Origin of the sequence: Williamsia soli, from assembly GCF_017377795.1 — a bacterium.
Classification (GTDB): Bacteria; Actinomycetota; Actinomycetes; order Mycobacteriales; family Mycobacteriaceae; genus Williamsia; species Williamsia soli.
Genome location: NZ_JAFRDR010000006.1, coordinates 326,307 through 351,109 on the forward strand (window position 1 = coordinate 326,307; position 24,803 = coordinate 351,109).

General features: G+C 65.1%; 20 protein-coding genes. 8 read left to right on the forward strand and 12 right to left on the reverse strand.

The features are described from left to right. Positions 1 to 66: 66 nt before the first annotated feature. The 9 genes from J3S28_RS18170 to J3S28_RS18210 all read right to left on the reverse strand — a co-directional run bounded on the left by J3S28_RS18170 (position 67) and on the right by J3S28_RS18210 (position 12,499). A complete protein-coding gene (locus J3S28_RS18170) occupies positions 67 to 789 on the reverse strand; it encodes a DUF1684 domain-containing protein (protein ID WP_207842108.1) in 723 nt (240 codons plus the stop codon). Between the two features lie 220 nt (positions 790 to 1,009). Beyond that, positions 1,010 to 2,857 carry an ABC transporter ATP-binding protein gene (locus J3S28_RS18175; RefSeq protein ID WP_237341723.1) on the reverse strand — a complete coding sequence of 616 codons (1,848 nt, stop codon included), beginning with the start codon at positions 2,855 to 2,857 and terminating at the stop codon, positions 1,010 to 1,012. After that, positions 2,838 to 4,697: an ABC transporter ATP-binding protein gene (locus tag J3S28_RS18180; protein ID WP_207842109.1), complete on the reverse strand. Its 1,860-nt coding sequence runs from the start codon at positions 4,695 to 4,697 to the stop codon at positions 2,838 to 2,840. The genes J3S28_RS18175 and J3S28_RS18180 overlap by 20 nt, the downstream gene beginning before the upstream one ends. Then, positions 4,697 to 6,388 carry a dipeptide ABC transporter ATP-binding protein gene (locus J3S28_RS18185; protein ID WP_207842110.1) on the reverse strand — a complete coding sequence of 564 codons (1,692 nt, stop codon included), beginning with the start codon at positions 6,386 to 6,388 and terminating at the stop codon, positions 4,697 to 4,699. Before J3S28_RS18185 ends, J3S28_RS18180 begins: the two co-directional genes overlap by 1 nt. Then, on the reverse strand, positions 6,385 to 7,350 hold the full coding sequence (locus J3S28_RS18190; protein WP_207842111.1) for an ABC transporter permease: 966 nt from the start codon (positions 7,348 to 7,350) through the stop codon (positions 6,385 to 6,387). Before J3S28_RS18190 ends, J3S28_RS18185 begins: the two co-directional genes overlap by 4 nt. Position 7,351: 1 nt before the next feature. Beyond that, complete coding sequence (locus J3S28_RS18195; RefSeq protein ID WP_207842112.1) at positions 7,352 to 8,320, reverse strand: ABC transporter permease; 969 nt, start codon at positions 8,318 to 8,320, stop codon at positions 7,352 to 7,354. 82 nt (positions 8,321 to 8,402) lie between these two features. After that, on the reverse strand, positions 8,403 to 10,085 hold the full coding sequence (locus tag J3S28_RS18200; protein WP_207842113.1) for an ABC transporter substrate-binding protein: 1,683 nt from the start codon (positions 10,083 to 10,085) through the stop codon (positions 8,403 to 8,405). Between the two features lie 48 nt (positions 10,086 to 10,133). Then, positions 10,134 to 11,306, reverse strand: coding sequence for an acyl-CoA dehydrogenase family protein (locus tag J3S28_RS18205; protein WP_207842114.1), 1,173 nt, complete (start codon positions 11,304 to 11,306; stop codon positions 10,134 to 10,136). After that, positions 11,303 to 12,499 (reverse strand): LLM class flavin-dependent oxidoreductase, encoded by a 1,197-nt coding sequence (locus tag J3S28_RS18210; RefSeq protein ID WP_207842115.1) that lies wholly within the window; start codon positions 12,497 to 12,499, stop codon positions 11,303 to 11,305. Before J3S28_RS18210 ends, J3S28_RS18205 begins: the two co-directional genes overlap by 4 nt. Positions 12,500 to 12,826: 327 nt before the next feature. Here J3S28_RS18210 and J3S28_RS18215 point away from each other — a divergent pair, with 327 nt between their 5' ends. Both J3S28_RS18215 and J3S28_RS18220 read left to right on the forward strand, forming a co-directional pair. Continuing rightward, entirely contained in the window at positions 12,827 to 13,696 is an 870-nt protein-coding gene (locus J3S28_RS18215) for a LysR family transcriptional regulator (RefSeq protein ID WP_207842116.1), read from the forward strand. Next, positions 13,696 to 14,538, forward strand: a complete 843-nt coding sequence (locus tag J3S28_RS18220) for a sulfurtransferase (RefSeq protein WP_207842117.1) — start codon at positions 13,696 to 13,698, stop codon at positions 14,536 to 14,538. Before J3S28_RS18215 ends, J3S28_RS18220 begins: the two co-directional genes overlap by 1 nt. Before the next feature lie 48 nt (positions 14,539 to 14,586). On the opposite strand, the gene J3S28_RS18225 is transcribed toward J3S28_RS18220, so the two are convergent. Beyond that, the gene (locus J3S28_RS18225; protein WP_237341724.1) at positions 14,587 to 15,909 is read right to left on the reverse strand and encodes an FAD-binding oxidoreductase; all 1,323 of its coding nucleotides are present in this window, start codon (positions 15,907 to 15,909) and stop codon (positions 14,587 to 14,589) included. 197 nt (positions 15,910 to 16,106) lie between these two features. On the opposite strand from J3S28_RS18225, the gene J3S28_RS18230 reads away from it, so the two are divergent. Beyond that, complete coding sequence (locus J3S28_RS18230; protein ID WP_237341725.1) at positions 16,107 to 17,123, forward strand: ketopantoate reductase family protein; 1,017 nt, start codon at positions 16,107 to 16,109, stop codon at positions 17,121 to 17,123. 46 nt (positions 17,124 to 17,169) lie between these two features. Here J3S28_RS18230 and J3S28_RS18235 read toward each other — a convergent pair whose 3' ends face one another. Continuing rightward, on the reverse strand, positions 17,170 to 18,849 hold the full coding sequence (locus J3S28_RS18235) for an amidase (RefSeq protein ID WP_207842119.1): 1,680 nt from the start codon (positions 18,847 to 18,849) through the stop codon (positions 17,170 to 17,172). Further along, on the reverse strand, positions 18,846 to 19,328 hold the full coding sequence (locus J3S28_RS18240) for a cupin domain-containing protein (RefSeq protein ID WP_207842120.1): 483 nt from the start codon (positions 19,326 to 19,328) through the stop codon (positions 18,846 to 18,848). The genes J3S28_RS18235 and J3S28_RS18240 overlap by 4 nt, the downstream gene beginning before the upstream one ends. Positions 19,329 to 19,402: 74 nt before the next feature. Between J3S28_RS18240 and J3S28_RS18245 the strand changes: the two genes are divergently transcribed. The 5 genes from J3S28_RS18245 (at position 19,403) to J3S28_RS18265 (ending at position 24,750) form a co-directional block, all read left to right on the forward strand. After that, complete coding sequence (locus tag J3S28_RS18245; protein ID WP_207842191.1) at positions 19,403 to 20,800, forward strand: acyl-CoA synthetase; 1,398 nt, start codon at positions 19,403 to 19,405, stop codon at positions 20,798 to 20,800. Between the two features lie 137 nt (positions 20,801 to 20,937). Then, entirely contained in the window at positions 20,938 to 21,702 is a 765-nt protein-coding gene (locus J3S28_RS18250) for a phosphotransferase family protein (RefSeq protein WP_207842121.1), read from the forward strand. Positions 21,703 to 21,808: 106 nt separating this feature from the next. Further along, entirely contained in the window at positions 21,809 to 22,180 is a 372-nt protein-coding gene (locus J3S28_RS18255; RefSeq protein ID WP_207842122.1) for a nuclear transport factor 2 family protein, read from the forward strand. Positions 22,181 to 22,227: 47 nt separating this feature from the next. Continuing rightward, positions 22,228 to 23,214, forward strand: a complete 987-nt coding sequence (locus J3S28_RS18260) for an NAD-dependent epimerase/dehydratase family protein (RefSeq protein ID WP_207842123.1) — start codon at positions 22,228 to 22,230, stop codon at positions 23,212 to 23,214. A 516-nt stretch (positions 23,215 to 23,730) separates the two neighbouring features. Next, positions 23,731 to 24,750, forward strand: a complete 1,020-nt coding sequence (locus J3S28_RS18265) for a hypothetical protein (RefSeq protein ID WP_207842124.1) — start codon at positions 23,731 to 23,733, stop codon at positions 24,748 to 24,750. The last annotated feature ends 53 nt before the right edge of the window (positions 24,751 to 24,803 follow it).

The window sequence follows — 24,803 nt, forward strand, 5'->3', positions numbered from 1 at the left end:
CCCAATTGGGGTACCGATTGGCAATATGTCAATGGTGGGTGGTTCTGGGGACGATCTCAGGGTGAATCACTTGGCTTGTAGCCGACTCTCCCCAGCCCTCACCGCAAAATCGAACCGATTGTTCTGCGGCGGAAGCGGGCACAGGTAGTGATCGGTGAAGGTGCACGGCGGCAGGAATGCGCGATTGAAGTCGATGACAACCGGCTCTCCGACCTCGCCGACCGATACGTTCAGGAACCGGAACCGCTGTGTCTCGGTGCCATTGGTGCTGTCGGCGAAAACGATCTGCGCGCTGCCGTCGGGTGCGGCGATGGCGCTGAGGGTCCGCTCCTCGCCTGCGATGACTGCCTTCAGCACCACTGTCTCCTTCGCGCCGACGAATCCGTCGATGTGCTCGATCGACAGTTCCTCGCGGGAGTCCAGGACACCGTCGATGATCCATGCTGGATCGGGCTCGAAGGCATCGATACCGGACAGCGCGAGGCGGGTGGGAGCTTGCGGGTCGAAGACCCGGACGGCCACCTTCCCGGCGCGGGCGAGCGCACTGACCGACAGGTCTCCGATGGCCTGGCTCTCGCCGGGTGCCAACGTCACGCCTGCGGTGCTGACGGCGCGTCCGTCCACGGCGGACCACGTCCCGGGCAGGGCCTCGATGGTCAGCGGCTCGTCGGTCAGCCAGTGCGTACCGGTCACGGACGCGATGCCCAGTGGGGCGGTGGCCGCCCTGTTGCGCTCGGCGCGCCAGTCGTTCCAGGTGTCGGTCCAGCCGGCGGTGGTGGAGATGGTCATGAGGTTCCTTTTCGATAGTGCGTGATGGACGGTGAGGTGGACCGATGTTCTTCAGTCGTGAGGGCTCCAACCGATCTGTGGTGCGACGGTCTGGGCGACGTCTTCGAGGAGCCGGATGTTCTGGGCGAGGGTGAACGACGGCGGGGGGCGCCGTCGGGCCGGGCCGCGCGCTCGGCATTGCCCGGTCCGGATGGGAATGCGACCCGGGCGGTCTGCACGGTCATGGCGAAGTCCTTTCCGGACTGGTCAGCGATGGAGTCGTGTGTGCGGCCCACACCCTGTACAGCCCGGAATAGGTGCCGCCTGCGGGCAAAAGCTGTTCGTGGGTACCGGACTCGACGATCTGTCCGGAATCGAAGACAAGGATCCGGTCGGCCGCCCTGGCCGTCACCATCCGATGGGCGATCGAGATGGTGGTGCGTCCCCGGGTCAGCCGCACCAGTGCCCGCTGCACCCGGACGTCGGTGGCCGGATCCAGTCCGCTCGTCGCCTCGTCGAGGATCAGCAGATCGGGATCCACGAGAGCCGTCCGGGCCAGCGCGACCAGTTGGCGTTCACCGGCCGACAGCAGCTCGCCCCGCAGTCCCACCTGGGTGCTCAGACCGTCGGGTAGAGACCGGAGCCAGTCGCCCAGCCCCAGCGAATCGACCACGGCCCGCGCTTCTTCGACACCGGCGCCGGGCACGCCGATCGCGATGTTGTCGCCGACGGTGGTGTCGAACAGGAAGGGATGCTGAGGGACGATCGCCAGTCTGCCGTGCAGCTCGCTGTCGGCGATCTCCTGCAGGGGCACACCTGACAACGTCACCGACCCGCCGGACATCCGAATGGTCCGGCTGATCATCTTCGCGAACGTGCTCTTCCCCGAACCGGTTTCGCCGACGACCGCCACGTGTTCACCGGCCCCGATCCGCACCGAGAGACCGTCGAACACGACAGGTCCGTCGCCGTACCGGACATGAGCGTCGACGACGTCCACCTCGATCGGGCCGGTCGCCGGGGAAACATTGCCTTCGCTGTGGACGGTCGCCGAATCGGTGAGGACGATCTCCATGGCGCGTCGCCATCCTGCCGCCGCGTTCTGGGCTTCACCGAGCATCTGGATCAGCAGCTGCAGGGGACGTACGAAAAAGGTCACCAAGAACACCATCGCCACCAGTTCGCCGGTGTTGAGCTCACCGGGCACGACGGTCGTGGAGAGCCAGACGCCACCGACGATGATCAGCACCGTCACCGATGCGATGGCGACCTCACCCAGAGACGTGTTGAGGTGCAACGGGATCAGGACACGTTTCTGCGATGTGTGGACATCCGAGATGGCGCCATCGATCCTGTGCTGAACCCGATCGGAGACACTCGTCGACCGGATGACCGCAGCACCGTGCACGGACTCTGCGATCGCCGATTGCAGATGCGAGATGCTGGTCCGAACCAGATCGAAACGACGAACGATCACACTGTGCAGCACCGACATCGCGCCGACCACGATCGCGGTCACCGCGAACACGGCGAGCGACAGCTGCCACGAGTAGGCCAGCATGATCGCGGCGGCGATCAACATCTGCGCGATGTTGGTCAACAGCACCACGCCGCCGGTCTGAGCGAATGTCGACACCGTGTCGACATCGCTGGTCAGCCGCGACATCAAATCGGCATTCCGGCTGCTCGCCACGGTGGCCTGGTCCATCGAATGGATTCGATCCAGCCCCTTCGCGCGCAACACCTCACAGGCCAGTTCGACCCTGCGATAGAGACGGACGTTGAGGAACATCGATGCCAGGGCGGCCACGACCAGGGCCGCGCCACCGACGCTCACGGCGTCGACGACCACCCCGGCGTCCGGTTGGTCGGGATCGCTCAGGCCGTGGTCGATGGCGTACTGCACCGTCAGCGGCGCAATGATGCGGCCGGCACCGGCGATCACGGCGGCGATCGTCGACACGATCAGCCCGGACGCCAGCACCGGGGTGACGCGAATACCGCTGCGCAGCAATTGCAGGGGCGACGCGCCGCTGAGGTCAGTCAGACCCCCGGCGGGCATCTGGGTGTCAGACCCGGGAGCCGACATGGGTCTCCTCCAGTCCGACGACGTCGCCGTCGTGTCCACCGGAGTACGCGGTGACGATGCGGCGGTAGTCGTCTTGGCGGTCGGCGACGTCGAGGTGGGCGCCACTGTCGACGATCGTGCCGTCGCGGACGAACAGCACCCGGTCGGTCAACGCCAGCGAGTCCGGCCGCGCGGCGACCACCAGGATCGTGGGTCCGTCTGGCGTCTCGGACAATGCAGCGATGCCGGCCAGCACCTCGGACTCCACCATCGGGTCGAGCGCCGACGTCGCGTCGTCGAGCACCAGCAGTCGTGGCCGCCGGATCAGGGCGCGGGCCAGGGCGATCCGCTGCCGCTGTCCGCCGGACAGCGCCGCACCCATCTCGCCCACCGGGTGGTCGAGGCCGTCGTCGCAACCACGGACGAAATCATCGATCCGGGCCTGCCGCAGTGCCTCCCACACCTCGTCGTCGGTGTGGTGGTCGCCCCACATGGTCACGTTGTCGCGAATCGAACCACTGAACAGGAATGCGGTCTGCGGAACCAGGGCGGTTGTCGCGGCGATCTCCGACTCGGCGAAATCGGCGACGGGTACGCCGTTGTGGGCAACGGTGCCCGCATCGGCATCCGACAATCGCACGACGAGTTCGCAGATGCTGGTCTTCCCCGAACCGGTGGCACCCACCAGCGCGACGACCTCACCGGGCGCGAGGTCGAAGTCGACGTCGTGCAGGATGTGGCTGCCGCCGCGGATCAGCCCGACCCCGCGTACCGACACGGCGGTGGCCGGAACCGGCTGCGCAGCCCGGTCTCCGTGACCGGGTTCGTCGCCACTGGCCAGGACGGCACCGACACGTTCGCCACCGGCAGCCGACATCGGCAACATCCCGAGGAACCGGCTGATGACACTGAGCGGAATCGTGATGGTCAACAGGAGATACACGACCTCGACCAGGGTTCCCACGGTCAGGGATCCGTCGACCACACGTCCGGCACCGACCACGAGTACCGCGAGAATGGCTCCGGTGGGGAGCAATTCGAGCAGGGGGTCGAAGACACCGCTGACGTTCCCGACCCGGATGTTCGCCGTCCTCAACGCGGCGATGCGGGGTGCGAATCGATCCCGTTCGGTGTCCGCGAGCCCCAGGGTGCGCACCACCTCGGCGCCTTCGACGCTTTCGTAAGCAACCCGGGCGACATCGGCGCGGGCCCGTTGTGCGGTGCGAGTCCGGGGTGTCAGTACGCGCTGGTAGGCCATGTTGATGGCGAACACCAAGACGATCAGGACCACGCCGATGAGGCCCAGCCAGAAGTCGTAGGTGACGAGACGAGCCACCGCCAGGACCAGCATCACCACCATACCGACCGCGAAGAAGAAGTGCGCCATCGGCGACCAGTGTGCCTCGACGTCGGACACCGCATTCGACAGCAATTGGCCGGGGGAGTGACTACGGTGCCAATCGAGCGAAAAGCGTTGGTATTTACGGGTCACCGCGCGCCGCGATCGGTCCTGCGACGCGTACTGCACCCGGCCGGTCGCGACACCGCGGATCACGATCGTCATCCACCGGACCGTTGAGATGCCGAGGATCGCGGCGATCGCGATCCACATCGCGGACACGACAACGGAACCCGCTTCGATCGACGGGATGATGAAGTGATCGGTGGCCCAGCCGACCGCGATGGCACCGGCCACCATGGTGGCGCCGTTGATGACACCGGCGGCCGTGGCAACGGCCGCCGGGACCGGGTGGGCGATCGCGCCGCCGGCCATTGCGCGGAGCCCGCGGAGGACTGACCCCCGCAGTGGCGTGGTGACGAGATCGTCGTCGGAGATCTGCGGGCTTGCCGAGGTTCGCATCAAAGGGTGGGGGCGACGACGCGACTGGCTGCTCGCTTACCCGGAATCGCATCCAGCAGACGCTGGGTGTAGGAACTGGTCGGCTCCCGGAACACCTTGGCCACCGAACCGGACTCGACGATCTTTCCTTTCTCGAACACCGAGACCGTGTGGGCGACCTGGGCGACCACGGCGAGGTCATGAGAGATGAACACATAGGTCAGCCCGAGCCGCTCTTGGAGTTCGGTGAGCAACTCGAGTATTTGTTCCTGCACCGACACATCGAGCGCCGAGACCGGTTCGTCGAGCAGCACGACCTCCGGCTCGAGCACCAGCGAGCGGGCAATGGCCACCCGTTGGCGTTGACCACCGGACAGCTCCACCGGCAGACGGTCGAGGTGATTCTGGGGGAGTCCGACCTGCTCGAGCAGCTCTGACGCTCGCTTGTTGCGGCTGTTCCGATCGCCGATTCGGAAGGACACCAACGGTTCGATGATGCTGTCGCGCACGGTGAACCGGGGATCGAGAGACGCAAAGGGATCCTGATGGACCAACTGGAAGCGCCTCCGCAGCGGGCGTAGATCGCGCCACGACAGTTCGGTGATGTCGGTCCCGGCGAATCGCACTGTGCCCGACGTCGGCTTCTCCAATCCCATTGCGATCCGCAATGTGGTGGTCTTGCCGGAGCCGGATTCGCCGACCAGCGCGTGAGTGCGTCCCGGTGCCACCCGCACCGAGATGTCATCGAGTGCAGTGAAAGTCTCGGTCCTGCTGATGTGAAAATCCTTGCTCACCGAGGTCAATTCGATGATCGGCTCATCAACCTCGACGTCGCCTGCGGCCACCACGAAGCGTGGCGAGATCGTACCGCCGTGCGCGAGTGCCGGGGCAGCGGCGATGAGACGCTGGGTGTATCCGTCCTCCGGGGCCACGAGAATGGTGGACGGAGAACCCTGTTCGACGATCCGGCCGTGTTGCATGACGATCACGCGATCCGAGCGGTCGGCGGCGACGGCGAGGTCGTGGGTGATGATCAGCAGCGCGGTGTCGGTGTCGCGGACCAACGACTCGAGGTGGTCGAGGATTCGGGCCTGCACTGTGACGTCGAGGGCACTGGTCGGCTCGTCCGCGATGATCAGGTCTGGCTTGCCCGCCAACGCGATCGCGATGAGGACGCGCTGGCGTTGTCCGCCGGACAGTTCATGCGGGTAGCGCCGCACCCATTGCGAGGGGTTGTCGAGCCCTGCCTTGCCGAGGGCGTCGACCACCTCGTCACCGATCTGGGGACCCTTGATGCCCCGGAGTTTCGCCGCTTCGGCCACCTGTACGCCGATGCGCTGGGTCGGGTTGAGCCCGACCATGGGGTCCTGGGGGATGAGACCAACAACGGAACCACGGAGTCGTCGCACGACTTTCTCCTTGGCGCCGGCGATCTCGACACCGCCGACCTTGATCGACCCCGAGGTGACCCGACCGTTGGCCGGCAGCAGTCCGATGATGGCGTTGGCCGTGGTGGTCTTACCCGATCCCGACTCACCCACGACAGCAACGACTTCACCGGGATTCACCCGCAGATCCAGGTCGTGGACCGCGGGCACGACCTTACGGTTGCGGACGTAGCCGATGTTCAGGCCACGGATGTCGACGATCGGGTCGCCGGTGTACTCACGCGGCGCAGGGACCGCGGAGGACTTGGTCAGGTTGGTGGTCATCGTTCGAGTTCCTGGAGGGTCTTGGAGATGTGGTTGAGCGAGAGCACCGTGACCGCGATGAACAAACCGGGCATCAGGGACACCCAGGGCGCGGTGACCAGGAAGTTGCGTCCGGTCGACACCAGGGTTCCCCACTCGGCCTCCGGTGGTGCGGCACCGAAGCCGAGGAAGCTCAGTGCCGCGATCGAGATGATTGCCACACCGAAGTCGAGAACCGCGAGAACCGCGACCGGTCCCCACGAGTTGGGCAGGATGTGCCGCAGCAGGACCCGCGTCCAGGAGGCGCCACCCGCACGGGCGGCCTCGACGTAGGGGAGGGTCTTGACCCGCAGGACCTCGGCGCGCGTGGTCCGTGCGAAGCCCGGGACGATGCCGATGCCCACGGCGATCGCGACGGGTACGGTTCCGAAGCCGAGGGCGGTGACGATGGCCAGCGCCAGCAGCAGGCCCGGAATGGCCAGCAGCACATCGACGAACCGCATGATCACCGAGTCCGTCACGCCGCTGAAGAAGCCCGAGATCACGCCGAGGGTCAGGCCGGCGACCACCGCGATGGCCAGGGCGATCAGCGCCGCTTCGATCGTGAGCGTAGAGCCGTACAGCGTCCGCGTCCACAGGTCGCGGCCCATCTCGTCGGTACCGAAGAGGTGGGTGGTGCTCGGCGGCAACAGGCGGTCGACGGGTGCGGTCCGGTAGGGGTCGTAGGAACTGAACCAGGAGGGGAAGAACGCCGACACCCCGACGAACGCGATGAACAGGACGGTGAGGACGAACAGCGGCCGCCGAACGGCTTTGGCGGTGGTTTCCCGGAGCGGACCCCAGCGTCCGCCGGGTTCGGTTGCCCCCGGTGGGGTCAGCGAGTGGTCGGGTTTCGCGACCGGGCGCTCCACGGGCAGGTCGATCCCCAGTGCACTGGCACTCGAACTGCTGATGTCGATGCGGTCCTTCAGCTTCTCGGTCATGTCAGCTCACCTTTGTCTTCGTACGAATCTTCGTCGTGTGGGCGATGCGCGGATCCAGCAGCGGGTACAGGAGATCGACGATCAGGTTGACCAGGACGAACGCCGCGGCGGCCAGCGTGACGATCGCCAGCACCACCGGGATGTCCTGCGCGAGAACCGCTTCCTGGGCCAACTTGCCGATCCCGTTGCGGTTGAACACCGTCTCGGTCACGATCGCGCTGGTCACGGTCACACCGACGAGCAGACCGAAGATGGTCAGCGCCGGTAGCGCGGCGTTACGGAACGCATGTTTGAGCTGTACGGCACCGCGGGACAGGCCCTTGGCCCGGGCGGTCACGATGTACTGCTCGCTCAACGTCTCGTTGAAACTCCGTGTCAGCACCTGCGCCAACGCGGCCGTGGTGGGGATGGCCATCGTGATCACCGGCAGTATCAGGTACTCAGCACCACCGGATCCCTGCGAGGGCAGCCAGCCGAGGTTGAACGCGAAGACCTGGATGAGGATCAGGGCGATCAGGAAGGACGGGATCGCAACGCCGAACGCGGGCAAGCGGTCCAGCAGGATCCGGACAGGCTTGAACTGGACGAAGGCGGCGAGGTACGCGAGGACGGTGCCGACGATGACGGCGAGCAGGCCGGCCAGGACGCTGAGGGTCAGTGTGCCACCGAGCCGTTCGGTGATCAGGTCGGACACCGGTGCCTGCTTGGAGATCGACAGGCCCCATTCTCCGCGTACGGCACCGCTCAGCAGTGAGAAGTATTGGTCGATCATGGATTTGTCGAGGCCGTATTTGGCCTTGACAGCCAGTAACTCGTCTGGCGACATGGTGTCGGGGTCGAGTCCGGCCGCGCCCAGCTGGATGCCGACGGCATCGCTGGGCAGGAGATAGAGGATGACGAACGTCAATGTGAATGCCGCCCACAACACCACAACCGCCTGGGCGATTCGGCCTGCTATGTATCTGCGCATGGCTGCGGTTCCTTTCTGTGGCGGTTGGCCCCGGTGGTGATCACCGGGGCCAACCGGTCGAGCGTTGTTGGTTCTCAGCTGGTTACGGCTGGAGGAACGTGTCGTTCAGGGCCAGGAAGCTCTCGGACGTGAACCGGAAACCGTTGACCTTGTTGCTGACTCCGGCCGATTGCTGGCGTTCGAACAGCGGGAAGCTGACTCCCTGATCGATCAGGAGGTTCTGCAGGTCGGCGTAGGCCTGCTTGGTCTGGGCCTCGTCGGTGGTCTGCACCGCCTTCTGGAACAGCTGCTGGATCTGAGCCGCCACCTCCGGGGTCGCCGCGTTCTTGGCCAAAGCCTTCTGGTTGGCGAGCGATTCGACCAGGATGAACTGCAGCGCACCGGGATCGGCACGCGTGAAGTAGGTGCCTACCAGGTCGTAGTCACCGCTCTTGTAGACGCCGATGGCTTCGGCCTGAGTGACCACTTTGAGCTGCAGGTCGATGCCGACCTGACGCCACTGGTCCTGCAGGAGCTCGTTGCCGGCGGCGAACTGGCCGACGACAGGCAGGGTGAGGGTCAGCTGCTGTCCGTTCTTGGAGCGGTATTCACTGCCGGCAGGCTTGGTCCAGCCGGCGGCGTCGAGGAGTTGGCCGGCACCGTCGGGGTCGAAGCCGAGTTTGCTTGCCTGTGATTGGAAGTACGGCGTGGTCAGGTCGAATGCGCCTTCGACGACGGGGTAGTCCGGGCCGTAGACGGTGGCCGCGTTGGTCTTGAGGTCGGTGGCCTTGTACAGGGCTTGGCGGACCTGCGGATCGGACAGTGGTTTTCCGGTGCTGACATTGGGGAACAGAGTGTTCGAGACGCCGGGTAGCGACCGCGATTCGATGTAGCCGCCGGAGCTCTTGATCAGTTCCTGGTCTTCGACGGTGAGCGGATTACGGGGCCAGGTTATGTCGACGGCGCCGCTGACCAGGTTGCCGGTGCGGACGCTGTCTTCGGCGACGTAGCTGTATTTGACCGCGTCGAGGTAAGCCTCGCCGGTGTTCTTCGACAGGCTCGAGCCCCAGTTGTAACCAACCCGGCGGCTCAGGGAGATGCCCTGGCCGGGCGTGTAGTTGTCCAGGGTGAACAGGCCAGAGCCCTTGAAGTTGCCCAGGCAGCGCTGTTCGGGGGTGTTCTGGAACGAGGCCGGGGAGATCAGGGCCAGGTTGGTCGTCGAAGTCGCTTGCAGGAACGAAGAGTTGGGCTGGGTGAAGTGGAACTTCACGGTCTGCGGGTCGACGACGGTGGTCGATTCCAGTCCCAGGATGTAGCTGGCGCCGAAGGCGGTGCCGCCGCTGGTCTTGGCCAGGTCGGCGAAGCCGTCGAAGTTGGTTTTGACCGCTGTGGCGTCCAAGGGTGCGCCGTCGGAGAAGGTGACGCCGTCGCGCAGGGTGAAGGTGTAGTCGAGGCCGTCAGGGCTGATCTCCCACGTGCTGGCCAGCCACGGGACGATCTCACCGGTGTCGGGGTTCTGATCGGTGAGGGAGTCAGCGATGTTGCGGATGACGCCGCGGTGCTCGATCCAGTAGGTCTGGAAGGGGTCGACACAACTGAACGTGGGGTTGTCCGGGAAGTAGGCGATGTCGAGGGTTCCGCCGCGGACGGGGTTGGCGGCGTCGCCGGTGGGACCGGATTCGGAGTTTCCGCCGGAGCTGCACGCGGTCACGACCAAGGTCGACATCAGGGCGAGTGCACCTGCGACCTTCCAGCGGCCGGATCTCGAGCGGGTGTGTTGACGCATTGTGTCTGTATCTCTTTCGAATGGGGTTGATGAAGCGGGTAGCTGGGTTCAGTCGCGCAGGAGTGCGCGTCCGGCCGCCAGCAGGGCGGTGTCTTCCTGGGGTGGATGCACGCGAACACAGAGCACATCGCGCAGATGCCGTTCGAGCGGATTGTGCCGGGTCAGAGCGGCGTTGCCGAGTGCGGCGACCGCGGTCTGGACCGCGGCTATCACCGACCGGGCGATCTGGACCTTGACCAGCGACAAGCCGGCGGTGACGGCGGGATCGTCGGCGGCGACCCGCAGAAGAGTTCCGTACAGCAGGGTTTCGGCCTGCACTATCTGGGCGTCGATCTCCCCGGCGATGGCCTGGATGCGTTCGGTCTCGGCAATGGGACGGCCCAACGCGGTCGGTACGCGTTCACGGGCGTAGGTCACGAATGCCGTACGGGCCGCCCGCGCAACTCCGACGTACAGCGCGGGATGGCCGAAACCCGTTGGGCCGGTGGCCACTGCGGGGTCGCGGTAGACGCCATCGGTCTTCGGGATCTCGAGGAAGTTCTCCTCGGCGACCTCGACGCTGTCGTAGCTGACGTCGTGGGTGTTGGAGGCGCGCAATCCCAGGTGATCCCAGGTCTGGTGCCAGGTGATTCCGCCGGCGTCGGCGGGAACGATCACGTGCCCGACGCGCGGTTCGTCCTCATCGGTGATCGCCCAGACCAGGTGGTACGCCAGCGCCGTTCCTCCGGTCGCGAACGTCTTGTGACCGCTCAGGGACCAGCCGTTCGCGGTCCGCCGTGCAATGGTCTTGGGGAGACCACCACGCGCCGGTGCGCCCAGCTCGGGTTCGGCGCGGATCACGTTGACCGGCGCCGGTCCCTGTGTCGACTGCTGCAGCAGGTTCTCGTAGACCTCGGCGGGCCAGGAGTCCGTGGCCGCCTGCATCTGGTGGATGGCCAGGTTGTTGGCCGCAATGAGTGCGACCGAGGGGTCGCCCTCACCGAGTGCGGCGAGGATCGCCGCGACCTCGAACGGTCCGGCCTCCGGGCCACCGAAGCGTGCTGCCACGGTCGCGGTGAGATATCCGCCGCGGTGGGCGGCGGCCAGGCCGGCCACGGGGATGTCGCCGCTGCGATCGTATTGTTCTGCGGTGGCGGCTACTTCGGCGGTCAGTGCCTTCAGGCCGGATGGTGAGAGATCGGGCGTCGGCAGCGTCACCGACCTCACGGAAGCGATGGTCATGCCTGGCCGGCCGTCGCGAAGGCGCCGAGATGATCGGACTGCAGTGTTCCGCGCTTACCGGTCGCCTCGCGGTGCGCGAGTTCCTGACGGACCAGCGGTACCACGTAGCGGCCATAGTCGATGGCGTCGTTGAGCGTGTCGTAGCCGCGGATCGACACCAGGTCGGCGCCCAGATCGATGTAATCGAGAATGGCAGCCGCCACGGTCTCGGCACTGCCCACCAGCGCGGTGGACGCTCCTGCACCGTTGACGGCCGCCGCGGTCCGGGTCCACAGCGCACGGTCGTAGATGTCCTTACGATTCGCGAAATCCAGAGCGCGTTGCGATCCCACGTTCTGCGGGGTGTTGCCGGCGATGGCCTTGTAGATCGGGTTCTTCGAGAAGTTGGCCTCGATGCGGTCGACGTAATCGTGAGCCTTGGCCCAGGCGAGATCGTCGGTGCGGTCGATGATGGGGCGGAACGTCACCCAGATCCGGGGGCGATCCTTGCGGCCGGATTCGGCGGCAATGCGGTGCACGCGCTCGATCTGACTCTTGATGTCCGCCAGCGGTTCTCCCCAGAAGCTGAAGATGTCGGCTTTGCGTCCGCCGATCTCGAAGGCGGCGTCGGACTGGCCGCCGATCGAGATCGGAACCTGCGACCCGTACGGGGCGAAACCGGGGCCGAAGTTGTCGAACTTGTAGTGGGTTCCACTGTGCGAGAACGGTTCTGTTCTGGTCCAGGAATCCCGCAAGATGTCGATGAACTCGTCGGTACGGGTATAGCGCTGCTCTTTGGTGAGGTAGTCACCCTGGCGGGCCTGCTCGGTGTCGTTGCCGCCGGAGATCAGGTGGACCAGCGCGCGACCTTCGGTCAGCTGGTCGAGGGTCGCGAGCTGCTGCGCGGCTACGGTGGGGAACACCGTGTTGGGCCGCAGCGCGACGATCGGTTTGATCGTGCTGCTGAGTTGTCCCACGGCAGAGGCCAGTACGAACGAGTCGGCGGTGTTGGACCCATACGGGAGCAGGGTCATGTCGAAGCCACCGTCCTCGAGGCTCCGGACGTAGCGGCGGAAGAACGGAAGGTCGATGCCACGAGACGGGATCGGGTTGAGTTCGGTGGACGGGTTCAGGTGCGTGAGGCTGATGAACTCGACCTTCGATGCGGCACTGGCCGGCACCGGCAACGACTCCTGGGACGGATCGGCGGTCATGTGGGGGTCCTTCCTGAGGTGAATCCGGGGCAGGTCCGAAACGGTTCGGTCCTGGTTCGTGAAGGGATGCTAGGGCGGTTGTGCCCGGGTAACCAGACTTGTGCTCACCGTTTTCGATTGGGATAACCGATGAGAATCGATAGGGCTGGTTTGCGCGGTCTTCGCAGGTCACCGCGGCTACCGATGCCTCAGATAGCCCTACTTTTGGTCATCCGGCCAGGGTTTTGCGCGGACAGAATCAAAGTAGGCACAGCGATCGCCAATAGAGGAAACTGGCCAGAACAGTTGCGTAGTCGAATGCGAATTCTCAAGAAGATGGTGGGCACGATGGCAGACCCCTTGGACTTGGTGCACTTGCGCACATTGGTCGCAATCGCCGAGACCGGTGGCTTCCGCAGGGCCGCTGATTCCCTGCACCTGAGTCAGCCGACGGTCAGTCAGCACGTACGTCTGCTCGAGAAGCGTCTCAAGCAGTCCCTCGTCGTCAAAGACGGTCGCGGGTCCCGGTTCACCGCCGCCGGTGAGCGCCTGGTCCTCGAGGCCAAGCGGCTCCTGACTGCACAAGACGAGGTCCTGCAGCGCTTCTCGGTGTCCACGCCGGAAAAGATCACCATCGGCTCCACCGAACACGCCGCCGACGGCCTGCTTCCCGAGTTGCTCGGTGCATTGCGGTCGGCCTACCCCGACGTCTGGGTACAGTTCCGCATCGACCGTTCCACGTCACTCGCCGAGTCGGTGAGCAAGGGTGCGCTCGACCTGGCCGTGGTGCTGGGTGGCAACGCCGAACCCACGGGCGCGGAGGTCGGTTCGTTGAACCTGCGTTGGGTGGCCGCCGCGGATCGGGACCTCTCCCAGGTGGACAGTGCGATGCCGCTGGTCGCGTTCGAAGAGCCGTGTGGTCTGCGGCGACGCGCGATCGCCAAGCTCGACGAACTGGGCCACGGCGTCACCGTGAGTGCCGAATCGGGAAACCTGGACGGTGTTCTCGCGGCCGCGCGCGCCGGTCTCGGTATCGCGTTGCTGCCGTTCTCGGGTCCGGTGCCCAGTGGCTTGCGTGAAGTGACGAGTCTCCCGTCGATGGGCGACATCGATGTCCGGTTGGTCTCACGTCGCGGATTGGACACGGATGTCGAACAGGCCGCAGTCGATGCGGTCAGTGCGCATTTTCAGCACCCGCGTCTGGTAGGAGTTGCCTGATGGCGCGCAATGATGTGGTGATCTCGGTATCCGAACTCGCCGAGCTGATCGACGGTACGACACCGGTGACGATTCTCGACGTCCGATGGCGTCTCGATCAGCCCGACGGCCGCGCCGACCACGACAGTGGTCACATCCCAGGGGCGGTCTACGTCGACCTCGACTCGGAGCTGTCCGATCATTCGGTGACCGGTCGTGGACGCCATCCGCTGCCGAGTGGTGACAATCTGCAAGCTGCTGCCCGGCGATGGGGCGTGCGCACGGGCGTTCCGGTCGTCGTCTACGACGATTGGAATCGTGCCGGATCGGCGAGGGCCTGGTGGGTGCTGGGCGCAGCCGGCATCTCCGACGTGCGCGTTCTCGACGGTGGACTCGAGGCCTGGGTCGCTGCCGGACACGACCTCGTGAAGGGTCTGGAGGCTCCGGTGGAAGGCGACGTCGTAGTCGCGCACTCCGACCTGTATTCCGGTGCTCTGCCCACACTGACTGCCGAGCAGGTCTCGGATTTCGCCGGCGTGCTCGTCGACGCCCGAGCACCGGAACGCTATCGCGGTGAGGTCGAACCGGTCGACGCGGTCGCCGGGCACATCCCTGGAGCAGGCAATGCACCGAGCACGGCAACACTCGACAACGGTTTCTTCCGGGACGCGGCTGAGCTGCGCGAGTTGTTCGCGGGCGCGGGCGCCGACGGAACCGCCCCGGTCGGTGTCTACTGCGGGTCCGGTGTCACCGCGGCTGTCGATCTCGTCGCGCTGAAGATCGCCGACGTCGACGCGAGCCTGTTCCCCGGTTCCTGGTCCCAGTGGAGTTCGGACTCAGAGAATCCCGTCGCCACCGGCTAGCTCCGCCGACCGTGCCAATACAGCCGCCGAGCGTGCCACAACGTCCCGCTACAGCGTCTTTCCCGGGTTGAACAAGCCGCTCGGGTCGAGAGCTCGCCGGACGGTTCGCTGCACCTCACTGGCCTCGGGGCCGAGTTCGCGTTCCAGCCACGTCCGCTTCAGCACGCCGACGCCGTGTTCGCCGGTGATCGTACCGCCCAATTCTGTTGCTGTGCCGAAGATCTCATCGGCGGCGACCACGGCGCGCTCGTAGGCACCGGTATCGCTCTCGGGCACCACGATGATCGGATGCAGGTTGCCGTCGCCGGCGTGGCCAAAGGTGTAGATCGCGGTGTCATGGCGAGCCGCGATGGCGGTGACGGCCCGGATGGCCTCGGCGATGCGAGATCTCGGGACCGCGATGTCTTCGATCAGTGCGCGGCCGTGACGTTCGAGAGCCGGTAGCGCTGCCCGTCGGACCGCGAGCAAGTGGTCGGCCGCCTGGGGGTCGTCGCCGACCAGGACCCGAGACGTGAATTGCCGGAACGAAGATTCGATGATGTCGGCCTCGGCCTGGGCTCCGAAACCGTCCGCCTGCGCGACGACGAACGCACCCGCTGACTCCGCCCGGACACCGAGATGGTCCTGCGCCTCTCGCAACGATGCTTCGTCGAGCAATTCCATCAGCGACGGCCGGACCCGCGCGGTCAACGCCGCTGTAGTGGCCGCGGCGGCCTCATCGACGTCATCGAAGTATGCGGCCACCGTGATCGTGTTCACCGGGACGGGTTGTAGTCGAACCGTCGCGGCGACGATGACACCCAGCGTGCCCTCCGACCCGGTGAAGAGGCTCGTCAGATCCAGACCCGCAACGCCTTTGGCAGTGCGACGACCGGTATGGATCAACCTCCCGTCGGCGAGGACGATGCTCAGTCCCAACACCGAATCGCCGGTCACCCCGTACTTCACGCACCGCAGCCCGCCTGCGTTGGTGGCGATGTTGCCACCGATGGTGGAGATCGCGGCGCTGGCCGGGTCGGGGGCGTACCGCAGTCCGAACTCGGCGGCCGCAGTGTCGAGGGCCTGCGTGATGACGCCCGGCTCGACGACAGCAAGCTCATCGGCCGGGGAGATCTCGAGGATGCGGTTGAGGCCACTGACGTCGAGAACCAACGAGCCGTCTCCCGCGCTCGCACCACCGGCGAGCCCGGTGCCCGCACCTCGGATCACCACCGACAGTCCAGCACTCGTCGCATAGCGCACCGCGTTTCGGACATCGTCGACGCTTGCGGCTTTCACCAGCACCGCAGGTGCCCCGTCGGGTACGAATCCGGACCGATCGATGCTGTATGCGGCGGGGATCTGATCACCGATCAGGACATCGCCCGTCAACGAGAGGTTCGATAGCGTAGAAAAAGGCACACTCCATCATGTCCGGCCCACCTGTCGGGTTGACAGCCGTAGCTGATCGCAATTCCTGATCGATGAGGTGATTCAACCAGGATGATTCAAACCGGTTCCCCCGTTGTTGCTGCGGTCGGGCGGGACGTAGCGTCAGGGGATCTGTTGGGCGAGAGAGACATGGGACGATGCCAAGATATGTGATTGTCGGCGCAGGTGCAGTCGGTGCGAGCTTCGCTGCTGCGCTGAGTGAACACAGCGAGGTCCTCGTGATCGCGCGCGGAGCCGCACTCGAGCACCTGCGGCATCACCCCCTGAAGTTTCGTACGTCGACCCGCAGTCGCGACGTCGATCTTCCAGTCGTATCGATCGACGAGGTCCAGCTGCGCACCGACGACGTGCTGGTGCTGGCCGTCAAGACCCAACACGTCGGCGAGGTCGCGACCGCGCTCGCCTGGCTACCCGTGCGCGACGAGTCCGGCGCTGTGGTCGGTTCGGCCGGGGAGTTGCTGCCGGTGGTGACCACGCAGAACGGCCTCGATGCGGAACGTGTTGTTGCGCGGTGGTTCTCGCATGTCATTGCGTCGACGGTGCTGATCTCGGCCCGCTACACGACGTTGGGCGAAGTTCGCGTCGGGGGTCGTCCGTACCTGGGCGCGCTCTTGATCGGCGAACCGTACCGGTCCACCGAGGTCGGGGCCGCGGCTGCCCAGACGATCGCGGCCGATCTGCGGACTGTGAACTTCGTGGTGTCGGAGGTCGAGAACATCACCTCGATCAAGGCGACCAAACTTCTGCACAGCGTGAAAAACGGCCTCGAGGTCCTGGCCGGTGACACCGACATCAAGAAGCAGGTCGGTAAGGCCATCGGCGCGGAGACGAGAGTGGTTCTCGCCGCGGCAGGGATCACACCGGCCGAGTCGGGCGCGCTCTCCATCTCACCCGAACAGGTCCACCTCGACGAGGACCTCGGCGTCGTGGCCGGTCAACAGTCGACGTGGCAGAGCTTCGCCCGCGGCGCGGGGTCACACGAGGTGGATCACCTGAACGGCGAGATCGTGTTGCTTGCGCAGATCCACGGCATCGAGGCGCCACTGAACCGGCGGCTGCAGGTGCTCCTGGGCACCGCGAGTCGGACCGGTGGCGGAGTCGAACTGGCCGGTCTGGATTCGCTGGTCGCACTGACGGCGGTCAACGCCGGCTGAGCGCACAACGATGCCGGAAGCCGGTAGGGGTCTGCCGCCATGAGATCTACGGCAACTCCGGCGTGCGCGGCGGAACCGGCCGACGATCGGCGGAGCCCTCGAAGGCCGATGCCATCGCCAGTAGCTGATTGTCGTCGTATGCCCGTCCGGCAAACGTCAACCCGACCGGCATCTGAGTATCCGCCATCAGCCCCATCGGCACCGTGACCGTCGGGATGCCGAAGTGCCGGATCGCGAGGTTCCCGTTGGAGTACCGAACCCCGTTGGCCCACGCGATGTCTGCGGACGCCGGATTGACATCCGAATCGGCGGGCCCCACATCGGACTGGGTCGGAAAGACCACGGCATTAAAACCATTCGCGTCCATCCAGTCCTCGAGATCGGACTTTCTGGTCTCCTCGAGTCCGGTCAGAGCCCAGTGCAGGTTCGGGATGTCACCCAGTGCGGGCACCCCTTGCTTGGCCCGCTCGACGGTCACGGTGAAGTCTTCGTCCTCGACGTCGTAGCGATCGGGCAGGGCGCCCGGTGGGAGCGGAAAAATCTGTGGCCCATCGACATCGGCGAGAGCGTGGAGGTTCGGATCGCCGTTGGCGTCGAGGAAGTCGTGCCAGCCCCACATCATCAGCACACCCATCTCCCAGGAATAGTAGTCGTCGGGCACCAGCCCGCGACTGACCATGCTGTACGCCCCTTCTCGGTCTTCCTCGTGATTTTCGACGATTGGGAAGTCACTCTCCACCACGGTCGCGCCGAGCGCTTCGAGATGGGCACGAGCACTGTCCCAGAGGTCGATGATGCTTTGTCTGGTGTGTACTGGATCCCTTCCTGCGGTGTCGGAGTTGATGTACATCCGGGGAACCGCGATTGTCTTGCCTTCGAGCGCAGGGGTATTGGCCAATGCGCGGTAGTCGTTTGGACGAACCGACGACGCCTTCGGGATCGGCACGTGCTGCTGCATACGCCAGAAATCGCCGCGGGTCTTGTCGTCGTCCGCCACGATGACGTCGAGCAGTTGCACCATGTCGTCGACGGTTCTGGTGTGTGGCACAACGACATCCATCGTCCCGTAGAGCGGCCAGTTCCCGCGCATCGAGATGACGCCACGCGAGGGCGTGTACGCAACCAGACCGTTGTGCGACGCCGGAGCCCGGCCCGACGACCACGTTTCCTCGCCGAGACCGAATGCCGCGAAGCTCGCTGCGGTTGCCGTACCGGAGCCGTTCGACGAACCTGATCCGAACGACGAGGTGAGATAATCAGCGTTGTAGGGACTTTCGGCCCGCCCGTACACCCCGCGCTGCATTCCTCCTGCCGCCATCGGAGGCATGTTGGTCAACCCGAGGCAGATCGCACCGCCGGCCCGCAAACGGGAGATGACGTAGGCGTCGTCGCCCGCCACCAGATTCTCGAACGCGGGGGAGCCGGCCGCAACGGTGAGACCGCGCACCTTGTAGCTGTCCTTTGCGGTGTAGGGGATGCCGTCGAGTGGACCGAGCACGGCGCCGTGCGCGCGACGCTGATCGGAAGCCTGCGCCTCGGCAATCGCGTCGGGATTCATCACCACCACCGCGTTCAACGTGATCCCGCTGTGGTCGTAGTGCTCGATTCGGTCGAGATACCGCTGGACGAGGCCCACGCTGGTCACCTGGCCCGACTCCAGCGCCAGGCGTAGATCGGCGATGGATGTCTCCACGACACCGAATCCCTCGGTACTCGACCCGGTCATGAGGGTTCGGAGTCGAGTGCGTACAACTCGGGCAGATTGACGACGATCGCCTCCTGGGTACTGCGGGCGATCACCACCACGGCGGGATTGTTAGGATCGGGGTTCTCCTCGCGGTGGGGCACGTACGGCGGCACGAAGATGTAGTCGCCGGGTTCGGTGCTGATCCGCACCTCCTCGGCGCCGTCGTGGAAGACGAACTCTGGATGCCCGCTGCGGATGAAGATCGCGGTTTCTGATTCGCCATGATGATGGTTGGCCGAGGCAGTGTCGGGTGCGACGTGGGTTTCGCCCATCCACAGCTTTTCCGATCCGACGCTCTCGCCGCTGATCGCGGCCAGTCGCCGCATCCCGTCGGTTTGCGCGGTGTCACCGCTGACGTCGGATGCCTTGACGTGGTGCAGCCGGGACCGCAGTGATTGCCGTCCGAACTCTGCGCCGGTGGTCTCCAGATCAGGATGAAATCCGTCGTGATTGCCCATGGCAACGATTCTCCCCCGAACTCCCGTCACGGACGAGAGCCTGGCGGAAACGATGTGAGAAAGTGGTCGGTGTGCTGCTGTTTCCGACGTTGACCCAAACCGCCCTCGCCAATGGAGCGGACAAATCCGCAGTCGTCACGGTCGGTGATGTCACCCTTTCGCGCAGCGATCTGATCGGCGCGGCCACCTCGGTGGCCGAACGTATCCGTGGCGCCCGCCGGATCGCCATCCTCGCCGAACCCACCGCACAGACCGTGGTCGCGATGGTCGGTGCGCTCATCGCGGGTGTCGTGGTGGTCCCCGTCCCGCCCGACACCGGTACTGCGGAGCGTCAGCACATGCTCGACGACTCGGGGGCACAGGCCTGGCTCGGAGCAGCACCCGACGATCCGACGCTGCCGGTACTCCCGGTCCGGATGTTCGCGCGGTCGTGGCACAGCCATCCCGAACCGCATCCGGATTCGGCGGCGTTCATTCTCTACACCTCCGGCACCACCGGACTTCCCAAAGGTGTCCCGATGACCAGGCGGGCGATCGCCGCCGGACTCGATGCGCTCGCCGACGCCTGGGCGTGGACAGCGGACGACGTTCTCGTGCATGGCCTTCCGCTGTTCCACGTGCACGGACTGATCCTCGGGATCCTCGGACCGCTGCGGGTCGGCGGTTCGGTGATCCATACCGTCAAACCCACCCCGGCGAACTATGCGACGGCGCAAGGCAGTCTGTACTTCGGCGTGCCGACCGTCTGGTCCCGCATCGCTGCGGACGAGGATGCCGCACGTGCATTGAGTTCGGCCCGCCTGCTCGTCTCCGGTAGCGCGCCCCTGCCGGTCCCGGTCTTCGAGACGATCGAGCAGCTGACCGGACACCAGATCGTCGAGCGCTACGGCATGACCGAAACCCTCATCACGATCAGCACCCGGGTGGACGGCGAACGCCGGCCCGGTTGGGTCGGGCTGCCGGTGGCCGGTGTCGAGACCAGGCTTCGGGCGGAGGACGGCACCGATGTCCCACACGACGGCGAGACCATCGGCGAACTGCAGCTTCGTGGCCCGATGCTGTCGCAAGGCTATCTGAACCGACCTGAGGCAACTGCCGAATCCTGGCTCGACGACGGTTGGTTCGTCACCGGAGATGTCGCCGTCATCGACTCCGGCGGGATGCACCGGATCGTCGGCCGGTCGTCCATCGACCTCATCAAGTCCGGTGGCTATCGGATCGGCGCGGGAGAGATCGAGACGGTGCTGCTCGGGCACCCCAGTGTGCGCGAGGCTGCGGTGATCGGTGTGCCCGACGACGACCTCGGCCAGCGCATCGTCGCCGTGGTGGTCGGCGACGGCATCGACGAGGCGGCCTTGATCGATCTGGTGGCCACAGAACTGTCGAATCACAAGCGTCCTAGGGAAATTCGGGTCGTCGACGAGTTGCCACGCAACGCGCTGGGTAAGGTTCAGAAGAAGTTGCTCCTCTAGCGCACGCGCTCGGGCGTCCGCTCGATGACTCTGGGCTAGCGTTGTCCAGTGTGGGGACATGGCATCAGGATCGTCTGAGTGCGGGCCAGGCCGCCCAGGTCGCCCGCTGGCTCGGGGAGTGCTCGCTCCGCTCCGATATGAGTTGGGATCTGGTCGATACGGTCGTGCTCGACGTCGAGTCTGACCGTGGGCGATGTGTGATCAAGGCTGCCGGAGCGGCAAATCACCATATCGGGCGCGAGATAACAGCGCATCAACAATTCACTCACCCGCTGGTACGCACTGGACACGCTGCGCCGCTGGTCGCCTGTGACCGGGCAGCGAATCTTCTTGTCACCCGATATCTGGACGGGCGCCTGGCAATGGGCTCCGACATGGAATACGACCGCGACATTCACCGGCAGGCGGGACGCTTGGCGCGGGTGTTCCACGATCAAGCCGAGCGCCCGGACGTGAACTGGGAAGCTGCGGCTGTGGCGAAATCGCTGGCCTGGCTCGATATGCCCAGCAGAATCGACCCGTCGCTCAGTGCCGAGATGCAGGCGCTTCTGGCTTCGTTGCGTCCGCGGCCGGTGGCAGTTGTTCCTACCCACGGTGATTGGCAGCCAAGGAACTGGCTTGTCGATGAAGGGATGGTCAAGGCCATCGACTTCGGGCGCTGCGACTGGCGGCCTGCGACCAGTGACTTCTGCCGTCTTGCTGCCAACCAATGGAGAGGCAACCCGCAACTCGAGGAAGCGTTTTTCGCCGGTTACGGCGGCGATATCAGGGTTGCAGACCAGTGGCGGATCATGGCGATCCATGAAGCCATTGCCACCGCAGTGTGGGCACACCAGGTCCGCGACGAACGGTTTGAGCAACAGGGGCACCGAATGATCGCAGAAGCGCTCGAGCTCTTCTGAGGCCCCGGGCTCGCATTCAGTCGCTGCACCCCGAATACCTGTTCTGCGCGTGCCCGCCGTCCCTTGCCGCTAGCGTGAGGGAACCCGTGACGAGGAGGTCGAGTACATGCACGCATTCCGTTCTGCAGTCGAGTCGAACAAGGTCGACGACATCGCGTCGCTGCTGGATGAGAAGGTGACGTTCAACAGCCCGGTGGTGTTCAAATCCTTCGAAGGTCGCGAGACGGTGGCGTCCGTGTTGCAGACCGCCTTCGAGACTTTCGAAGACTTCGAGTATGTGCGCGAACTGGATTCGCCACTCGATGGTTACACCGGCCTGGTGTTCAAGGCGAAGGTCGACGGCCTGGACATCGAGGGCTGCGACTTCATCCACGAGACTCCCGACCGATTGATCGACGAGTTCACGGTGATGCTGCGGCCGATGAAGGCCACCCAGGCCTTCGCCGAGAAGATGGGTGCCAAACTACCCAAGAAGTGATCACCGCAGACGCATGATCCGGTTCTGATCGGGGTACGTTGCGCTGCATGGGTCTCACAGTTGCGGTCACCGGTCCGACGGGTGAAATAGGAATTTCGGCAGTCACGGCACTCGAAGCGGACCCGGGAGTGGATCGGGTACTCGGAATGGCGCGGCGCGAGTTCGACCCCGCGGCCCACGGATGGACCAAGACCGAGTATCGGCAGGGTGACATCCTGGACACCGACGCGGTGACGTCGCTGGTCAGCGAGGCAGACGTCGTCGTCCACCTCGCTTTTCTGGTCCTCGGTACGCGGCAGGAGGGACAGCGGGTCAATCTGCAGGGGACGAAGAACGTTTTCGAGGCCACGGTGGCAGCGGAGCGACCCAAGCGCATCGTCTACACCTCGTCGGTGGCGGCGTACGGTTATTACGCCGACAACCCGCTGCCGCTGACCGAGGACACGCCCATCCGTGGGTCGAGCGAGCACTATTACTCCGAGCAGAAGGCCGACGTCGAGGCTGCGGTCGCCGAGATCGTCAGCGGGACGGACCTCGAGGTCTACATTCTTCGCCCATGCATCGTTGCCGGCCCGAAAGCGACGGCTCTGGCCGACGCCATGCCATGGAACTGGTTTCCCGATGCCGTCCGCAAGGTCGCGGGCGCGGTGCCCGGTCTGAAGATGCCGATCCCGGACCCCGGCACTCCGGTGCAACTGGTTCACCACGACGATGTCGCTGCCGCAATTGCTCGCTGTGTGATCACCGATGCGCCCGCCGGTGCTTACAACATCGCGGGTACCGGCACGGTGTCGATCTCCGAGGTGGCAGCAGCTCTGGGCGGCCAACCGGTGAAGGTTCCGTCGGCCACCGTGACAGTTGCCGCAGAGGTGATCAAGCGTCTACCCAAAGTCCCTTCGGATGCCGAATGGATACACATCGGAAAGACGTCCGTCGTGATGGACATCTCGAGGGCCACCGGTTCATTGGGCTGGACCCCGAGGTATTCGTCCAAAGAGACCCTTGAGGCGCTTGCCGCAGGGGTCGCGAAGTAGCCGCACCACCGGCATTGGCGGGCAACACGGACACCGCATGGTGCGCTATCGCTGAACCATCCGTCGGGCAATTCGAATTCTGGGTGAGCGAAAGCAGGTATAAGCGGAATCGCGGTTTACAAGGCCGATAAGCATTGTTACGTTTTGGACGCTTGGCAAGAAATGAATTGCGTTACCTCCGTGTTAGTTCCGCTAACGATGGTTGTATTTGTCTCGTTCAACGTGCATTATCAGTTACCTACTGAAGAGTAGGGTTCGGTCGGATTCAGTGTCACTCGAGCGTGTGGCACTCGCGCGGAACCCGATTGTGTTGATGCTGCGCCAGGTGAGGGGTTTTCGCAGCGCCTACATACTCGGGTTCCGGCCGGCCACCGCTCGACCGCCCTGATGGCAATTACCATTCGAGGGTGATGGCATCGAGCAAGAGCAACAATCGCAAGCGTCGCGCCGACAAACAGAAGGCTCGCGACCAGCGACGCGCTTCTTCGAGAACCGAGTTCGTTCTCAGGTCCTCAGTTGGAGCAGGCCTTCGTCGCCTGGCTTCCGGACTCCGAGTTCGCGGACGAATTAACCCCTGAGCAGGCAGTTGGCGGCATCGGTCCGGTGTTGGGCATGATCGCCCACGGCAACCCACGCTTCAGTGCGACAGCGTGGACGATGGCCGACCTCGACGTGTTCGCGGCCTTCCTCGACGACGTCGAGGCGACCGGGTCTGAGCTCGATCTCCAGGTCTCCGATGGCTTACAGCTCGCTGCCATGGCGTGGCTCCACTTCCTGGAAGAGACGGATCGGTGGACCGGCACCGACGAGAACCTGGTGTACTGCACCGGCGTCCTGGGGCTGGAACAGCTGGACGTCCCGCCGATTCGGACACCGTCGATGATCGAACTCGATCCAGTGGATCCGGAGGTCGAAGGCGAGGCACTCGCGGCACTACCCCTGTTCACGCGCCTGACGACGGTCCTCGAGTGGATCGGCGATGGCGTCCTGGTGACGGAGGCAGGTGAGCTGAGCGTGGATGGCACCGTCGACGTGGCGACCCATCTCGGGTTCGAGCTCAGCGAGCGGCCCGAATCGATGTACGACCTCTCCAGCGTGAGCATCCCGTGGGCGGTGCTGACCGCCCTCGGGATCGTCGCGACCAACGGGGACCGGGCCGAGCCAACCGACCGCGTGAATCTGTTGTCGGCCGGTGATCTGGAGACCTTGCGCTCGGCACTCACGGCCACCATCGCGGCGGAGTTGGCGGACTCCCTGTCGCCAGACATGTCCATGGATGGCGGATTCATAGTCGTACAGCTCCTCCTCGCCGGAATGACCGACGAGCCGCTGTCACCCATTGACCCGGTGGACGACGAGTTCGACGATCAGCAGACCGTCATCGCGAAAACCTTCGCGAGCGCGCTGACGGCGCGGCTCATCGACGACGGCTACTTGGTGTTGGTCGATGGTCTGCTCGAGGTTCCGTCGCCGCTGCGCCCGGCCATACTCGCGGGCCTCCCTGATCTGAGTGACGACGACGTCGACGACCTCTGAGTCAGCCACCCCCAGTTCCTCGAACCGATCTCCTCAGCCGCGGCGCTGCGCCA

What these genes read in the sequence shown, in the direction of transcription:
- J3S28_RS18170 (WP_207842108.1), bottom strand. Translation starts at nt 789, where the DNA reads ATGACCATCTCCACCACCGCCGGCTGGACCGACACCTGGAACGACTGG.
- J3S28_RS18175 (WP_237341723.1), bottom strand. Translation starts at nt 2,857, where the DNA reads ATGTCGGCTCCCGGGTCTGACACCCAGATGCCCGCCGGGGGTCTGACT.
- J3S28_RS18180 (WP_207842109.1), bottom strand. Translation starts at nt 4,697, where the DNA reads ATGCGAACCTCGGCAAGCCCGCAGATCTCCGACGACGATCTCGTCACC.
- J3S28_RS18185 (WP_207842110.1), bottom strand. Translation starts at nt 6,388, where the DNA reads ATGACCACCAACCTGACCAAGTCCTCCGCGGTCCCTGCGCCGCGTGAG.
- J3S28_RS18190 (WP_207842111.1), bottom strand. Translation starts at nt 7,350, where the DNA reads ATGACCGAGAAGCTGAAGGACCGCATCGACATCAGCAGTTCGAGTGCC.
- J3S28_RS18195 (WP_207842112.1), bottom strand. Translation starts at nt 8,320, where the DNA reads ATGCGCAGATACATAGCAGGCCGAATCGCCCAGGCGGTTGTGGTGTTG.
- J3S28_RS18200 (WP_207842113.1), bottom strand. Translation starts at nt 10,085, where the DNA reads ATGCGTCAACACACCCGCTCGAGATCCGGCCGCTGGAAGGTCGCAGGT.
- J3S28_RS18205 (WP_207842114.1), bottom strand. Translation starts at nt 11,306, where the DNA reads ATGACCATCGCTTCCGTGAGGTCGGTGACGCTGCCGACGCCCGATCTC.
- J3S28_RS18210 (WP_207842115.1), bottom strand. Translation starts at nt 12,499, where the DNA reads ATGACCGCCGATCCGTCCCAGGAGTCGTTGCCGGTGCCGGCCAGTGCC.
- J3S28_RS18215 (WP_207842116.1), top strand. Translation starts at nt 12,827, where the DNA reads ATGGCAGACCCCTTGGACTTGGTGCACTTGCGCACATTGGTCGCAATC.
- J3S28_RS18220 (WP_207842117.1), top strand. Translation starts at nt 13,696, where the DNA reads ATGGCGCGCAATGATGTGGTGATCTCGGTATCCGAACTCGCCGAGCTG.
- J3S28_RS18230 (WP_237341725.1), top strand. Translation starts at nt 16,107, where the DNA reads ATGCCAAGATATGTGATTGTCGGCGCAGGTGCAGTCGGTGCGAGCTTC.
- J3S28_RS18235 (WP_207842119.1), bottom strand. Translation starts at nt 18,849, where the DNA reads ATGACCGGGTCGAGTACCGAGGGATTCGGTGTCGTGGAGACATCCATC.
- J3S28_RS18240 (WP_207842120.1), bottom strand. Translation starts at nt 19,328, where the DNA reads ATGGGCAATCACGACGGATTTCATCCTGATCTGGAGACCACCGGCGCA.
- J3S28_RS18250 (WP_207842121.1), top strand. Translation starts at nt 20,938, where the DNA reads ATGAGTTGGGATCTGGTCGATACGGTCGTGCTCGACGTCGAGTCTGAC.
- J3S28_RS18255 (WP_207842122.1), top strand. Translation starts at nt 21,809, where the DNA reads ATGCACGCATTCCGTTCTGCAGTCGAGTCGAACAAGGTCGACGACATC.
- J3S28_RS18260 (WP_207842123.1), top strand. Translation starts at nt 22,228, where the DNA reads ATGGGTCTCACAGTTGCGGTCACCGGTCCGACGGGTGAAATAGGAATT.